This is a genomic window from Aphanizomenon flos-aquae FACHB-1287 (assembly GCF_014698755.1).
GTDB classification, from domain to species: domain Bacteria; phylum Cyanobacteriota; class Cyanobacteriia; order Cyanobacteriales; family Nostocaceae; genus Dolichospermum; species Dolichospermum flosaquae.
Genome location: NZ_JACJTO010000006.1, coordinates 35,160 through 50,422, shown reverse-complemented (window position 1 = coordinate 50,422; position 15,263 = coordinate 35,160). Strand labels below are relative to the sequence as shown.

The following is a 15,263-nucleotide window of genomic DNA, read 5'->3' as shown; positions in this document are numbered from 1 at the left end:
TCAGGATATCCAGGATTTAAGGATGTACAGGATGGGTATTTACTGTTATTTTAACATATTAATTGTCTGAATCAGGATATCCAGGATTTAAGGATGTACAGGATGGGTATTTACTGTTATTTTAACATATTAATTGTCTGAATCAGGATGTTCAGGATTTAAGGATGTACAGGATTTTCATTATCTCAATATTGTCTGTCAAAATTATCCTTAACTACCCCTTGACAAATTTCTGAATTTAGTCTATCATCAAATTATAATGGGAATCTGTGTCGCCATATATAGTCAGGTTATTAACAGGATCATATAAAAATAGATATCAAACATTCCCAAAAACTCATCAACCCAACCATTATCAAACATCCTGTTAATCCTTAAATCCTGGGTATCCTGATTCTGACAAAATATTATTGTTATCATCCAGAACCCCGTGAACATTCCCCAGCAGAACCAGGGAACGAGGGAAAATCTCACAATCACATCCTGTTAATCCTTAAATCCTGGACATCCTGATTCTGACAAAATATTATTGTTGTCATCCAGAGCCTCCCGTGAGCATTCCCCGGCAGAGCCAGGGAACGAGGGAAAATCTCACAATCACATCCTGTTAATCCTTAAATCCTGGACATCCTGATTCTGACAAAATAACAATTAACATCACCAAAGAAACTCCCTACAACTGTTTTAATAAAGCCATAGCTTTTTCATAAGCAGCAGTATTCCCTTGAGCCTTGAATAATTGCGCTGCTCGTTGCAGGTCTTCTCTGGCTTTTTGTTTGTCACCAAGTTGATAATAACCAAGTTGATAATAAACAATTCCCCGTCCGTAGTAGGGTTGGGCTAAGTTAGGATTAATATCAATAGCTTTGGTGTAATCTGCTATTGCTCCTTGCTTATCTCCTAATTCAGATTTAGCATTTCCCCGGTTGTTGTAGACTTTGGCATCGTTAGGATTAATATCAATAGCTTTGGTGTAATCTGCTATTGCTCCTTGCTTATCTCCTAATTCATATTTAGCAAGTCCCCGGCTGTAGTAGGGTTGGTCTAAGTTAGGATTAATATCAATAGCTTTGGTGTAATCTGCTATTGCTCCTTGCTTATCTCCTAATTCATAACGGACATTTCCCCGGCTGTAGTAGGCTTGGGCATCGTTAGGATTAATCTTGATAGCTTGGTTGAAATCTTCTATTGCTCCTTGCTTATCTCCTAATTCATAACGGACATTTCCCCGGCTGTAGTAGGCTTGGGCATCGTTAGGATTAATCTTGATAGCTTGGTTGAAATCTTCTATTGCTCCTGGCTTATCTCCTAAATCATAACGGACACCTCCCCGGTTTTTGTAAACTTCGGTAAAGTTAGGATTAATCTTGATAGCTTGGTTGAAATCATCTATTGCTCCTGGCTTATCTCCTAATTCATTACGGACACCTCCCCGGTTGTTGTAGGCTTCGGCATAGTTAGGATTAAACTTGATAGCTTGGTTGTAATCTTCTATTGCACCCTGCTTATCTCCTAATTCATAACGGACAACTCCCCGGTTGTAGTAGGCTTCGGCATAGTTAGGATTAAACTTGATAGCTTGGTTGTAATCTTCTATTGCTCCTTGCTTATCTCCTAAATCATAACGGACAACTCCCCGGTTGTTGTAGACTTCGGTAAAGTTAGGATTAATCTTGATAGCTTGGTTGTAATCTTCTATTGCTCCTTGCTTATCTTCTAATTTCTTACGGACAACTCCCCGGTTGTAGTAGGCTTGGGCAAGGTTAGGATTAATCTTGATAGCTTGGTTGAAATCTTCTATTGCTCCTGGCTTATCTCCTAATTGATAACGGACAATTCCCCGGTTGTAGTAAAATACTGCACGGGGACTGAGTTCAATGGCTTTATTTATCGCTGCCTCTGCTTCTCTATATTTTTTTAAATTACTTAAAACTAGATACTTCTGATTATACAAATTAGGATTATTGTGCTGGAGTTGAATGGCTTGATTTATGGCTGCTAAGGCTTTATCCAGTTGGTTTGATTGTCTATAGACTACACTTAAATAATTCCAAGCAGGAACAAAATCAGGTTGAGACTTCACCGCTTGCTCAAATGCAGTTATAGACTCTGGATATTTTCCACTTGAACCTAAAGCCAAACCCTTACCATAATAAGCCAGGTGAATAAACTTTGGTTTTTGGTTAATTGCTGCGTCAAAAGCCTGTATTGCTTCTGGATAACGACGTAACCGCCACAGTTGATTTCCTCTTTCTAACCATTGACTGGCGGTAGTATTGCCTTGGGAAACATCTACTGATAAAATCGCTGTTTGAATAGACTTAACTTTTTGTTGATTTAGTTCTGGTGGTGGGGTGGTTTCTATCTTTTGGGCTTGGGTATTCAGTCGGGTAGCTAATGCCAAAAATGTACTCACCGGAATACCCAAACTATTACCTAATTGGATAGTTTCTTTACTATTACTATTATTATCAATAGCAGCTTGTCCCTCAGTTCTGCCATGAATACCAATGACTCGCCCTTGGGAATCTAAAACAGGTCCCCCACTCATACCGCCAAAGGTGATACTACTATAAACTAATTCATATCCTCCTGTTAAAGAAATTGCACTTTGGGCTGTACCAGAACTGTTATTTTTAAAGTCTGATTGGGTAGTAGCTAATAATCCTGATTCTTTACTATAAATCTGTCCTAATGTAAACCGCCAAGGTGATTTTTCTCCTAACCTGGGATAACCCGCAGTGAACATATATTCAAAATCTCTTGGGTTATAATCTGCTAAAGTCGCAACTTGATAATTTTCCCGACTGGTGAATTTAACTACTGCTAAATCTACCCCTGCTTCTAATTTAATGGTGCTGGGTTCTACAGGATATTGTTTACCATCTACTGTGAGGATTTTATAAGTATTTGGCTCACATGGTCCTACTTTATCTGGTGGTTTACAAACTACATGAGCAGCAGTTAAAACGGTGTAAATATCTCCTTGTTTAGCGATAATAACCCCTGAACCATTACTACCGCTACTGCTATCAATTCTGACGGTAATTTGTTTAGCTTTTGCTTCTAATTCTCCTAACCACCCTGTTAATGGTGTTTCTGCTATTGTCTGTTTAATATCTGGTATAGGTAAATTATAAGCGGTGAGAGTTTCTGGTTTGACCTGACCTAAAACGGTTTTAATAGGTATTCCCCAACTGAGTTTTCTAAATTCTTGAATTTCTGTATTTGTGGGGCGTTTTCCGTTGGTATAAGTATAAGCAGAATTGGACAAAGGATAGGAACTAATGCCATTAATTCCTATGAAATTTCCTGTATTACTAATAATTGCACCGCCACTCATTCCTTGTTGAATATCGCTGGTATAGCCAATTTCATAACCATCTTTTAAACTGGGTTGAGAAATGATTTGTTGTATTTTTCCTGTTGTCAATACTAATTTATCTTCAGATACAGCATATCCTGCGGCCATAACTGGTGTTTCTAAGTTAATATCAAAGGAGGCGATTCTTTCAGCAATTTCTGATGGTAAACAATGTTTTTGATTAGATGTAAATTCTACTATAGCTAAATCGAATTTATCAAAATTAGTATTAGGTAAAATTTTAGCTGCATATTTTTGACCATCGGCTGTGATAATATTAATATTATTAATTCTTCTGACAACGTGGGAATTAGTAACTACTAAATAAGAGTTACCTTTTCTAGCGAAAATTGTCCCGGAAGCGCCTCTTTCTTTGTCTCTGACTCTGACTGTAATTTGTTTAGCAATGGTTTGTAATTGTGAGTCTGAATAAATACCATTTTCTGGGTCTGCTGGTTGTAGTTTGCACGTTTGTGAGGTCTGTGTAAGTAGTTTTGTTGTCTTGGTTTGGGTTTCTATTGCTGACACTGGATAAGGTAGCAGCAGTAAGCAAGAGATAATAGCGATTTGATGTTTCATGATTAGTTAAATAGTGTTTTTATCAGTAGTGATTTACCCCCCGGAATCTTGTCCCCTCCCCTTAGCAAGGGTGAGGGTTAGGGTGGGGTAATTTGTCGGGGAATTTACCCCCCTTAATCCCCCCTTGCTAAGGGGGGAAACTGGAATCTTGTCCCCTCTTGTAAAGGGGAGGAAACCGGAATCTTGTCCCCTCTTGTAAAGGGAGGAAACCGGAATCTTATCCCCTCCCCTTAGCAAGGGTGAGGGTTAGGGTGGGGTAATTTGTCGGGGAATTTACCCCCCTTAATCCCCCCTTGCTAAGGGGGGAAACTGGAATCTTATCCCCTCTTGTAAAGGGGAGGAAACCGGAATCTTGTCCCCTCTTGTAAAGGGAGAAAACCGGAATCTTGTCCCCTCCCCTTAGCAAGGGTGAGGGTTAGGGTGGGGTAATTTGTTATTTAGAGATATTTTTGAGATATTCACCCAGATTCAAGTAAGTATTTTCACCTGAATTTTGCCAAGTTAGGTCTGAAGTTCTACCTTCTCTGATATCTTTAAGTTCAGCTAAAACTGTAATGGGATTTACACCTGGTCTGACACTAAATAAAATATTGTTTTTATTGCATTCACCAGGTTTAGCCGCACAGATAACTCCCAAACCATTCAACTTACCGGTACTTAAATAATCTAATCGGCCTTGTTGGTGAAATTGCTGGAATTTTTTACTTACTTGTTCACAGCGTTTTTTAGGAGTCCATTCACTACTGGGAAAAGAGTTAGATTTCCAAGCAATTATGGGTACATAAGGGTTAGATTTTTTGTCGGGAACGAAGGCCATGGTAGTGGGAACTTTTTCCGTATTACCTGGGTAAGAAATTGAACGACAAGCAAAACTAATTTCTTGCTTGGGAATCTCTTGACTTAAACCGGGGTTAACACTCACGGTAACTGTTAATGCAGTGAATGCTAAGATACTAGTTAATGCTGGTATTTGCATAATGTTTGACCTTTGATTACTGAATTTTGGCGATTATGGTGCTACTTTTATTTAAACTTTATAAGTGTTGGTGAGTGAAAATATGAATTTTTCTCACGCGGAGGCACGGAGACGGGGAGTTTGAGACCTGGAATTTTTGATTTTCATGTCTCAATTTAGCAACGCCACTTGATAATTAGTGTACAAATATGCACACACATAAGTGATTATATACTAATTTTTTGAAAATATCAGATATTTACTCGGAATTTAATTTTATGATACAATTCATTTTGAGGGGTGGGGTGAATCAACTTGTATAAAATATGCTGTTTATTGATGGATAAACCCTGTACCTCTATTATGTAGTATCCTATCTATCATGTACTATTGTACCCGACCGCACTGCCCTAGTCCCGAAAACCGTTTTCCCGACTCTCCAGATTCTAATACTACCTCGGAAATATTCTGTCAAGCTTGTGGAATGCCCCTAATATTAAGGGGGAGAAAGGGACATTATCAAACTATTAAACATCTGGGAAAAGGAGGATTTGGTGCTACTTTTCAAGCTATTGATTTAGATTCTGTGAATCAGCGTCAATGTGTAATCAAACGATTGAATATTAAAATTGATGAGATTCAAGCTGAACATGATAACCCGGAAATTGTTAATAAAATTGTTGAAGGAATCAAAGCCGCTTTTGATCGAGAAGCTCAGGTTTTAGAATTTTTAGGTGATAATAGCGGTAATATTCCCTCTTTATATGATTATTTTTCTCTGACTGCTCCGGTTTTTGGTCAACAAGAAGAACTTGAGTTTAAATATTCAGTACAACAATATATCCAAGGTGAAGACCTATCTAAGGAACTCAGAAGAAAAGGTCGTTTTTCAGAAGCAGAGATTTTAGATTTTTTAAAGCAAATTTTACCGGTTTTACAATTTATTCATGACCAAAATTCTATTCATAGAGATATTAAACCTAGTAATATTGTTAGAGAAACAGCAACACAAAAACTATTTTTAATTGATTTTGGGGCGGTCAAACAAGTTGTTTCTGGTGAAACAAATATAAAAAAATCTCTACCTATTTTTACAAAGGTGTACGCTTCTCCTGAACAAAGAGAAGAAGAAAAAATACGAGAAGTTTATCCGTCTAGTGATTTATATAGTTTGGCTGTTACTTGTCTGGAGTTACTCACAGGTACACCTCCTGTTGATTACCTTGACAATAATTACCGAAATTGGCGACAACAAGCTAGTAGAATTATTAGTCCTGCTCTAGCTAATATTTTAGATAAAATGCTCAAGGTTAACTCTAGACACCGTTTTCAATCAGCAGCGGAAGTTATGACGGTTGTAAATGAATCTCAAACAACTACGCAACCAGATCATTCAGTTAATAATAATAGTAATAATAATACAAAGCCCAGCACTAAACCATCTCAAAATTTAAAATTTTTACTCATAAAATCAGCTTTTTTAATACCTTTAATAACTGTTGGTGTGATAGGTATTAATATTTATTTGCAATCATCAATTAAAGTAGTAGAAGTAGTACAATATGCAAAATCTGGGGTTAAATTTAAATATCCTAAAAATTGGCAAGAAACACCAGTAATAGATAAATTAACGCGAATTATCCCGAAAAATACAATTTCATCTTCTCTAACTCCAGAGTTTTCTATCACTATAGACGAGTTATTTCAGTCGGAGACTTTGGGAGATTATACTAAGTTTTCTATTCAACAAATTGAAGCATTAGGAAAAAATGCGAAAATTATCAAATCTGGACAAATACAACTTGCTGAAACACAAGGTTATCAAGTGGTTTATCAGTTCAGAGATAATGTCCACAAGGTAAATTTCCAAGAAATGCAAGTATGGATTGTTAATGGTAAAAAAGCCTATATTCTTACCTATCGCGCTGAAGATAAATCCTATCCAGAGTTTGCAAAAACTGTGGAAGAAACTATAATTAAATCCTTTAAACTTGAAAAATATAGATCTGAACAATCCACAAATTCAATCTGGTAATTAAGTCTTAATTACAAAAAAAAGGACCAGGGAATACGTTACAGGTTACAGTGAACAGATAAAAAACACTAACAACTGACAACTTATTAGTCCACATTGGGCAATAATACTACACTTTAAGGACGTGAAGACCGATCTAGCAATTGCGCCAAATATTTTTACAATGATTTTATTAAACTGTAGTTTGTTATTCTAAAAGCTTATGCAGCCAACCAACCCCAATCAATTTACGGAAAAGGCCTGGGAAGCTATCGCCCATACACCCGATGTAGTAAAACAATATCAGCAACAACAACTAGAAAGTGAACATCTGATGAAAGGGTTACTGGAACAGGAAGGACTGGCCAGTGCGATTTTCACCAAAGCCGGCGCGAACCTGCAAAAAGTCCGTGATCGTACTGAGCAATTTATTCAACGTCAACCCAAGGTATCCGGTTCTAGCACTTCCGTATATTTAGGACGCAGTTTAGATACATTGTTAGATCGGGCAGAAAAATATCGTCAAGAATTTAAAGACGAATTTATTTCTATTGAACACCTTCTACTAGGGTACGCCAAAGATGACCGTTTTGGCAAGAGTCTCTGTCAAGAATTTGGTTTAGATGAAAACAAACTCAAAAATATTATCAAAGAAATTCGGGGGAAACAAAAGGTGACTGACCAAAATCCAGAAGGTAAATACCAATCACTAGAGAAGTACGGACGAGATCTCACGGAAGCCGCCCGTAAAGGTCAATTAGACCCTGTAATCGGTCGTGATGATGAAATTAGACGTACAGTACAAATTCTCTCCCGCAGAACCAAAAATAACCCGGTTTTAATTGGTGAACCTGGAGTTGGTAAAACCGCAATTGCGGAAGGTTTGGCACAGCGCATAGTTGCGGGTGATGTTCCCCAATCTCTCAAAGATCGTAAACTGATTAGTTTGGATATGGGGGCTTTAATTGCGGGAGCAAAATTCCGAGGTGAATTTGAAGAACGTCTCAAAGCTGTATTAAAAGAAGTCACCGAATCTGGCGGCAATATTGTATTATTTATTGATGAAATTCATACCGTTGTTGGTGCCGGTGCTACCCAAGGGGCTATGGATGCAGGGAACTTATTAAAACCGATGTTAGCGCGAGGTGAATTACGCTGTATTGGGGCGACAACTTTGGATGAATACCGCAAATATTTGGAAAAAGATGCAGCTTTAGAAAGACGCTTTCAACAAGTTTATGTAGATCAGCCTAATGTTGTTGATACAATTTCTATTTTGCGCGGTTTAAAAGAACGTTATGAAGTTCATCATGGGGTAAGAATTTCTGATAGTTCTCTTGTGGCTGCGGCTACTTTATCTAATCGTTATATTAGCGATCGCTTTCTCCCTGACAAAGCTATTGATTTAGTAGACGAAGCCGCTGCTAGACTGAAAATGGAGATTACTTCTAAACCCGAAGAACTGGACGAAATAGACCGGAAAATTCTCCAATTGGAAATGGAAAAACTCTCTTTACAAAAAGAAAGTGATCCTGCTTCCCGTGAACGTTTGGAAAGATTAGAAAAAGAACTAGCTGACTTAAAGGAAGATCAAAGAACTCTCAGCACACAATGGCAATCTGAAAAAGATATTATCACTAAAATTCAGTCAATTAAGGAAGAAATTGACCGCGTGAATTTAGAAATTCAACAAACAGAAAGAAACTATGATCTTAACCGGGCTGCGGAGTTAAAATATGGTAAATTAACAGACTTACATCGTCAATTACAAGCGGTAGAAACCGAACTTTCCCAAACTCAAAAAACTGGAAAATCATTATTACGAGAAGAAGTCACAGAAGCCGATATTGCAGAAATTATTTCTAAATGGACAGGTATTCCTCTGAATAAATTAGTAGAATCAGAAAAAGAAAAACTGTTACATTTAGAAGATGAATTACATCATCGTGTTGTCGGTCAACAGGAGGCCGTTACCGCTGTAGCAGACGCTATTCAACGTTCTCGCGCTGGACTTTCTGACCCTAACCGTCCCATTGCTAGTTTTGTATTCTTAGGTCCCACTGGTGTTGGTAAAACTGAACTTGCCAAAGCTTTAGCGGCTTATATGTTCGACACAGAAGAGGCTATGGTAAGAATTGATATGTCCGAATACATGGACAAACATAATGTTTCCCGTCTAATCGGTGCGCCTCCTGGATATGTCGGCTATGAGGAAGGAGGACAATTAACAGAAGCCATTCGTCGTCGTCCTTATGCGGTGATTTTATTTGACGAAATCGAAAAAGCACACCCTGACGTTTTTAATATTTTCCTACAAATTCTCGATGATGGTCGGGTAACAGATGCTCAAGGTCGCACAGTGGACTTTAAAAATAGTATCATCATCATGACCAGTAATATCGGTTCTCAATATATACTTGATGTAGCTGGAGATGATACCCGTTATGATGAAATGCGAAATCGGGTTATGGAAGCAATGCGAAATAGTTTCCGTCCAGAATTTTTAAACCGTCTGGACGAATTAATTATTTTCCACAGTTTACAAAAATCAGAATTACGGCATATTGTCCAATTACAGGTAGATAGGTTAAAACAAAGATTAACAGACAGAAAAATATCTTTGAAATTATCGAGTTCTGCCCTTGACTTTTTAGCAGAAGTAGGATATGATCCTGTCTTTGGTGCAAGACCGTTAAAAAGAGCTATTCAGCGGGAATTAGAAACCCAAATAGCCAAAGCCATTTTACGTGGTGATTTTAGCGACAGTGACACCATTTTTGTAGATGTGCAAAATGAGCGTCTTTCCTTTAATCGCTTACCCGCAGAAGTATTTACGGGTTAGAGCAGGGGTACAGGGGTACAGGGGTACAGGGGTACAGGGGTACAGGGGAAAAGTATTTTTCTTACTACTAACCACTGACCACTGACCACTGACCACTGACTACTAACCAACTTAAAATGAAGAACCAGGTTCTTCCAAAAATTCCTCCTCCTCTGGGGTGGAAATACGTCCTAAAATGGCGTTACGATGGGGAAAACGACCAAATCGGGAAATTATTTCTTTGTGTCGAAAAGCTGAAGTGATCGCTTCAGCACTATCAGGATCATGACTAAGTTGTTGAAACAGTTTAATACACTTCCTTTGATCAATTGGGTTTTCACTGTGTTGAAAGGGTAGATAAATAAACCAGCGTTGTACAGCTAGTAGTTGTCTGTCATAGCCTTTGTTTATAGCTTGTTGCGCTAACGATAGTGCTTCCCAGTCCGTTGCAAAGGCTTGAGGAGTATCACGAAACATATTCCGGGGAAATTGGTCCAGCAACAGAATTAAAGCCAAACAAGTTTCTGGTGAATTTCTCCAATCATGCAAATATCCTGCTACCGCTTTTTGGTAATCTTCTAGAAACAGGTTGCGGACTTTAATATCAAAATCTGGTTGTTTATCAAACCAGAATGGTTGAATTTTCCCATAATTCGGGTCATTTGGATGACCAAACCAAAAATCTAAAATGGTAGTTGCCTGTGACATTACTATTATTGTTGCTGTAACATTGCTATTATTTATGACTACAAAGCACTTGTCGCATTTTACAGAGATTTGCTGGTAATTCCAAATTCATCGCTTGTTGAATAAAAATCGAAGGAATGGGAATATTTGGGGTGGCCTGTACAGTATAAGCTAATAGAGTACCATTGCCCATGTCTTTAAGTTCTAAATTAGCATGAAAATCTGTAAATGTGCCTCTTTCCATGCGAAACTGAACCTGTTGTCCTGCTACTTCCACCACCCGCACATAAATTTCTACTTGAGCCGTGAAAAATAAAAAAGCTTTTTGTGCAGATTGATACAGACGTTTAACATCACCTTTAGAGATAACTTCGCTTGTAGTAATATCAGGAAAATATTGTACCCAACGAGGGTAGTCTGTAATTTGTTGCCAAACATGGGATCTAATTAAGGGAATATACATACAAGCGGTAACAGCACCACCCCAATTAGTATGGGATTTAGTTTGTACTAACACTTCCCCCTCAATTAATAATCTTTGCTGATCTTGATTCCAGAGAGTATCTGATAGTGGTAAGGTAGTGTAGGCGATATTTTTAAGATTTGACTTTGACATAATATAATGCAGATATAGTGATTTTGGTAACGTTTTAACTGATTAACATTGAAGATCTAATTGAGTTTAACTTACTCAATCCTAATTACAGTTCAATGGAATCATTATTTTCATATCCAGCACAAATTGGAGTTAACAGGAAAACACCGTGAGTCAATCTTCCTTAAATGGCAAATTCATCCAGGGTTTCGGTATTCTCTTGGGTATCAGTGTAGCCCTATTTCTACTCAGAGGTTTTGGTATTATTACTGTTTTCCCTGGCGGTTTAATTACTTTACTATTTTTCGGGGCGATCGCATTGGCAATTTTAAGTTATTGTTCAAAGAGATGGTGGCGCTTATAGTCTCAGGAACAATCTTAAACTAAAGTGTCCCCGATTTGTCTAGTTTAGTGGACTTCTACCCACGGATTCCCCATTGTGTGTGGTAAAGTTTCAATGGGCAGTATCTTAAAAAAATCATTGACAAAAGGCAAAAAAGATGAAAAGATATATATGCAGCACCTGTAATTATATATATGACCCAGAAACAGGTGATGAAGATGGCGGTATAGCACCAGGAACAGCTTTTGAAGATATTCCAGATGATTGGGTTTGTCCAGTTTGTGGTGTAGAAAAAGATGCCTTTGAGTTATATGAAGAGTAGGATGGATATAGGTTGAGATAGATACCCGACTACTTCAAGAAGTCGGGTGTCTGGATATTACGGAAACTTGTGATTTTTGATTTTGTTACCTTTGCAAATTGTCGTTATTGGTGGTGGGGCTGCGGGTTTTTTCGGTGCGATTGCTTGTGCCGAAGCTAATCCCCAAGCTCATGTTACTTTAATTGAAGCCAGTCGTCAACCCTTGGCGAAAGTGCTGATTTCCGGTGGAGGTCGTTGTAATGTTACCCATGCTTGTTTTGAACCACAGCGTTTAGTCCAGAATTATCCTAGAGGTGGTAAAGCTTTATTAGGTGCATTTACCCGTTTTCAACCTTTAGATACTATTGCCTGGTTTGCGGCTCATGGGGTAAACTTAAAAACTGAAGCCGATGGCCGAATGTTCCCCATTACAGATCGAGCAGAAACTATTGCGGAATGTTTAATTAAAGCTGCTTTTGCGGCTAAAATAGAAATCTGCATTGGTACACCTGTAACTGCTGTCACCCGCAAAAATGACGAGTTTGAAATTCTCCTCAAATCGGGAGAAAGTAAAAAATGCGACCGTTTACTTTTAGCTACAGGTAGTAGTTTAGCTGGGTATAAAATCGCTAGGGAATTAGGTCATCAAATTGAACCGCCTGTACCCTCTCTTTTTACCCTAAATATTGCAGATAGTCAATTGCGGGAATTAGCAGGAATTAGCGTTAATTCTGTAAATTTACGGTTATCGCTTCCAGGTAAAAACCAATTGCAACAAACAGGACCCTTATTAATTACCCATTGGGGTGTAAGTGGTCCAGCAGTGTTGAAACTTTCCGCTTGGGGTGCGAGAATCCTTCATGAACATCGGTATCAATGTCAATTATTAATCAATTGGTTGCCCGAATTATCACAGGAGGAAGTCAAACAAAAACTTTTAAGTGTAAAATCAGAAAGGGGAAAAAAAGCGATCGCCTTACATCGTGGTGTAGAATTACCTCATCGTCTTTGGCAATATATTATCAATCGTGCCAATATTACCACAGAAGACCGTTGGGCAGCCATATCTAATAAAACCTTAAATCAGCTAGTCCTAGAAATATCCCAAGGAGAATACGCAATTAAAGGTAAAGGTGTATTTAAAGAAGAATTTGTCACCTGTGGAGGAGTCAATCTTAAAGAAGTTAACTTTAAAACAATGGCAAGTAAATTAGTACCAGGCTTGCATTTTGCTGGGGAAATATTAGATATTGATGGTGTCACTGGTGGCTTTAACTTCCAAAGCGCTTGGACAACAGCCTACTTAGCTGGTCAGTTCATGATCAAAACAACAGAAGATCATTAACTTATTTCTTCCTTTGCGAGAGACAAAAAACCCTGGTAAATTGCTGTATTTCTGCCTTGGTGTGAGACAAAAAGCTGTAAAATTTTTTATTAAATAATTATGAAATTCAGTAAAATCATCAACCAATTTAGTGAAGCGGTTAAAGCCGACAGCCTGACCATACAACCAGACCAAGACCTAGAAATCACTGGAGTAGCAGCTATTGGTGAAGCTACATTTGGGACATTAAGTTACGTAGAAGGGGTAAAGTTCGCGTCTTTGATAGATTCTACGGGCGCAAGTGCCTTAATTTTACCAGAGGATAAAAAATTACAAATCCAAGCAACAGCCAGGGGTATTCCCTGGTTAGCGACGAGGGAACCACGTTTACTATTTGCCAAGGCTATCACTCTATTCTATCAACCATACCATCCTAGTCCAGAAATTCATCCTACGGCAGTTATTCACCCCACGGCTCACATCGGGAATGGGGTCTATATTGGTCCCCATGTTGTCCTTTCTCAAGGTGTGGAAATTGGCAATTTGGCGGTAATTCACCCCAATGTGGTTATTTATCCAGGGGTGAAAATCGGCGATTGTACCATCTTACACGCTAATTGTACCATTCACGAACGGTCCCAAATCGGTGACAATTGCGTAATTCATAGCGGTGCTGTGATTGGTGCAGAAGGTTTTGGCTTTGTACCTACTTATACAGGTTGGTTGAAAATGGAGCAATCTGGTTATACTGTTTTAGAGGATGGGGTAGAAGTAGGTTGTAATACAGCTATAGACCGTCCCGCAGTCGGAGAAACGAGAATTGGTAAAAATACCAAAATTGATAATTTAGTGCAGATAGGACATGGTGCTCAAATTGGTTCTGGTTGTGCCATAGCTGGTCAAGCAGGTATGGCTGGAGGTGTGAAGGTGGGAAATCGAGTAATTTTAGCTGGACAAGTGGGAATTGCCAATCAAGTGAGAATTGGGGACGGGGCAATTGCTTCTGCTCAAGCAGGGATTCACAGTGATGTCGCACCAGGAGAGATTGTTTCTGGTAGTCCTGCTCTACCCCACAAATTGTACCTGAAAGTATCGGCAATTTCTAGCCGTTTGCCAGAATTATATCAAAGTCTCAAAAAATTACAACGCAAATTTGGTCATGAATAAGTAGGTTGGCATTAAAAATTGTCTAGAGCTATGTATAAACCAAAACGGAAGACTATGCGGAAATTAACTAAGGTGTTTGAGTAGCGATCGCTAATTTTGCTCCTTTAACTTGACGCACCCGATCCATCACCATTACTACTTGACCATGAGTAGCATTTTTATCGGCATTGATAATTACTACTACTTCCGTATTTTTACCCATTAATTTTTGTACGTTTGCGGCTAGGGTATCAAAAGTTACTTGCTGAAGATTTAACTTCAGAGTTCCTTCTGAATTGATAGTCACAGTAATTGGTGCTGCTGATGATTGGGCTTTTGCTGTTGCTGCTTTGGGTAAATTAACTGGTAAGCTTTGGGAACGATGTAAAAATAAAGTGGACATAATGAAAAATGTCAAAATAGCAAAGATGACATCAATCATGGGCACAATATTAATCTGGGCTGGTACATCAGGTTCATCTGGTAGACGCATGGTAATTAGCTCCCCTTTCATAGTAACGACGGTAAAGTAATTCTAACTGACCACCATATTCTTGAATCCAAGCAATTTGCCGTAAATACATTCCCCGAAAAGTATTTGCAAAAAATAAAGTAATAATAGCGACAATTAATCCCGATGCTGTAGATACCAAGGCTTCACTAATCCCAGAGGTGACACCAGCAGTTTTTGTTCCACCCACATCACCAATATTTAATGATGCAAAGGAGGTAATTAAGCCCAATACTGTACCTAGCAGTCCCAACAAGGGGGCTAAACCAATAATAGTATCGAAAATGTTTTGAAACCTTTTTAATAGGGGAATTTCTGCCTGAGCTTCACTTTCTAAGGCCAAGCGAAATTCTTCTGGGTTGGACCCTTCCAGTTCTAAGGCCGCTAAAAAAATTCGGGCAATCGGTAAATCGGCATTTTTGTGTAGTATGTCTAAGGAGGTAATTACATTACCTTGACGATAATAACTTAGCACATTCTTGACCACACGATTTTGACGACCACTAATTCCTATCCAAAATACAATCCGTTCGATAATCAGGGTGATTCCTAAGATAGAAAAAAACAGTAGTGGCCACATGACCAGGCCACCGGCTTTGAATAAGTTACTAATGTCCATTGAG

12 protein-coding genes are annotated in these 15,263 nt (G+C 38.5%); 6 read left to right on the top strand and 6 right to left on the bottom strand.

The features are described 5' to 3' along the window. Positions 1–673 precede the first annotated feature (673 nt). Positions 674–3,943 (bottom strand): serine protease, encoded by a 3,270-nt coding sequence (locus H6G44_RS04465; RefSeq protein ID WP_190595358.1) that lies wholly within the window; start codon positions 3,941–3,943, stop codon positions 674–676. A 433-nt stretch (positions 3,944–4,376) separates the two neighbouring features. Continuing rightward, positions 4,377–4,919 (bottom strand): COP23 domain-containing protein, encoded by a 543-nt coding sequence (locus H6G44_RS04460; protein ID WP_190387334.1) that lies wholly within the window; start codon positions 4,917–4,919, stop codon positions 4,377–4,379. Between the two features lie 361 nt (positions 4,920–5,280). Between H6G44_RS04460 and H6G44_RS04455 the strand changes: the two genes are divergently transcribed. Further along, positions 5,281–6,933, top strand: a complete 1,653-nt coding sequence (locus H6G44_RS04455; RefSeq protein ID WP_242031755.1) for a serine/threonine-protein kinase — start codon at positions 5,281–5,283, stop codon at positions 6,931–6,933. Between the two features lie 202 nt (positions 6,934–7,135). Beyond that, on the top strand, positions 7,136–9,754 hold the full coding sequence (gene clpB / locus H6G44_RS04450; protein WP_190387333.1) for an ATP-dependent chaperone ClpB: 2,619 nt from the start codon (positions 7,136–7,138) through the stop codon (positions 9,752–9,754). A gap of 111 nt (positions 9,755–9,865) precedes the next feature. Here clpB and H6G44_RS04445 read toward each other — a convergent pair whose 3' ends face one another. Beyond that, complete coding sequence (locus H6G44_RS04445) at positions 9,866–10,441, bottom strand: DUF924 family protein (protein WP_190387332.1); 576 nt, start codon at positions 10,439–10,441, stop codon at positions 9,866–9,868. A gap of 28 nt (positions 10,442–10,469) precedes the next feature. Next, positions 10,470–11,036 carry an SRPBCC family protein gene (locus tag H6G44_RS04440; protein ID WP_190387331.1) on the bottom strand — a complete coding sequence of 189 codons (567 nt, stop codon included), beginning with the start codon at positions 11,034–11,036 and terminating at the stop codon, positions 10,470–10,472. Between the two features lie 148 nt (positions 11,037–11,184). On the opposite strand from H6G44_RS04440, the gene H6G44_RS04435 reads away from it, so the two are divergent. The 4 genes from H6G44_RS04435 (at position 11,185) to lpxD (ending at position 14,150) form a co-directional block, all read left to right on the top strand. After that, positions 11,185–11,379, top strand: coding sequence for a hypothetical protein (locus H6G44_RS04435; RefSeq protein ID WP_190387330.1), 195 nt, complete (start codon positions 11,185–11,187; stop codon positions 11,377–11,379). Between the two features lie 136 nt (positions 11,380–11,515). Beyond that, the gene (gene rd, locus H6G44_RS04430) at positions 11,516–11,680 is read left to right on the top strand and encodes a rubredoxin (RefSeq protein ID WP_190387329.1); all 165 of its coding nucleotides are present in this window, start codon (positions 11,516–11,518) and stop codon (positions 11,678–11,680) included. 82 nt (positions 11,681–11,762) lie between these two features. After that, entirely contained in the window at positions 11,763–13,004 is a 1,242-nt protein-coding gene (locus tag H6G44_RS04425; protein ID WP_190387339.1) for a BaiN/RdsA family NAD(P)/FAD-dependent oxidoreductase, read from the top strand. 99 nt (positions 13,005–13,103) lie between these two features. Next, entirely contained in the window at positions 13,104–14,150 is a 1,047-nt protein-coding gene (gene lpxD, locus H6G44_RS04420) for a UDP-3-O-(3-hydroxymyristoyl)glucosamine N-acyltransferase (RefSeq protein WP_190387328.1), read from the top strand. A 67-nt stretch (positions 14,151–14,217) separates the two neighbouring features. On the opposite strand, the gene H6G44_RS04415 is transcribed toward lpxD, so the two are convergent. Both H6G44_RS04415 and H6G44_RS04410 read right to left on the bottom strand, forming a co-directional pair. After that, positions 14,218–14,622 carry an ExbD/TolR family protein gene (locus tag H6G44_RS04415; RefSeq protein WP_190387327.1) on the bottom strand — a complete coding sequence of 135 codons (405 nt, stop codon included), beginning with the start codon at positions 14,620–14,622 and terminating at the stop codon, positions 14,218–14,220. Further along, the gene (locus H6G44_RS04410; RefSeq protein ID WP_190387326.1) at positions 14,606–15,259 is read right to left on the bottom strand and encodes a MotA/TolQ/ExbB proton channel family protein; all 654 of its coding nucleotides are present in this window, start codon (positions 15,257–15,259) and stop codon (positions 14,606–14,608) included. The genes H6G44_RS04415 and H6G44_RS04410 overlap by 17 nt, the downstream gene beginning before the upstream one ends. Between the last annotated feature and the right edge of the window lie 4 nt (positions 15,260–15,263).

Excerpts from the sequence above, each read along its gene's own strand:
- H6G44_RS04465 (WP_190595358.1), bottom strand. The coding sequence starts at position 3,943 with ATGAAACATCAAATCGCTATTATCTCTTGCTTACTGCTGCTACCTTAT.
- H6G44_RS04460 (WP_190387334.1), bottom strand. The coding sequence starts at position 4,919 with ATGCAAATACCAGCATTAACTAGTATCTTAGCATTCACTGCATTAACA.
- H6G44_RS04455 (WP_242031755.1), top strand. The coding sequence starts at position 5,281 with ATGTACTATTGTACCCGACCGCACTGCCCTAGTCCCGAAAACCGTTTT.
- clpB (WP_190387333.1), top strand. The coding sequence starts at position 7,136 with ATGCAGCCAACCAACCCCAATCAATTTACGGAAAAGGCCTGGGAAGCT.
- H6G44_RS04445 (WP_190387332.1), bottom strand. The coding sequence starts at position 10,441 with ATGTCACAGGCAACTACCATTTTAGATTTTTGGTTTGGTCATCCAAAT.
- H6G44_RS04440 (WP_190387331.1), bottom strand. The coding sequence starts at position 11,036 with ATGTCAAAGTCAAATCTTAAAAATATCGCCTACACTACCTTACCACTA.
- rd (WP_190387329.1), top strand. The coding sequence starts at position 11,516 with ATGAAAAGATATATATGCAGCACCTGTAATTATATATATGACCCAGAA.
- lpxD (WP_190387328.1), top strand. The coding sequence starts at position 13,104 with ATGAAATTCAGTAAAATCATCAACCAATTTAGTGAAGCGGTTAAAGCC.
- H6G44_RS04415 (WP_190387327.1), bottom strand. The coding sequence starts at position 14,622 with ATGCGTCTACCAGATGAACCTGATGTACCAGCCCAGATTAATATTGTG.
- H6G44_RS04410 (WP_190387326.1), bottom strand. The coding sequence starts at position 15,259 with ATGGACATTAGTAACTTATTCAAAGCCGGTGGCCTGGTCATGTGGCCA.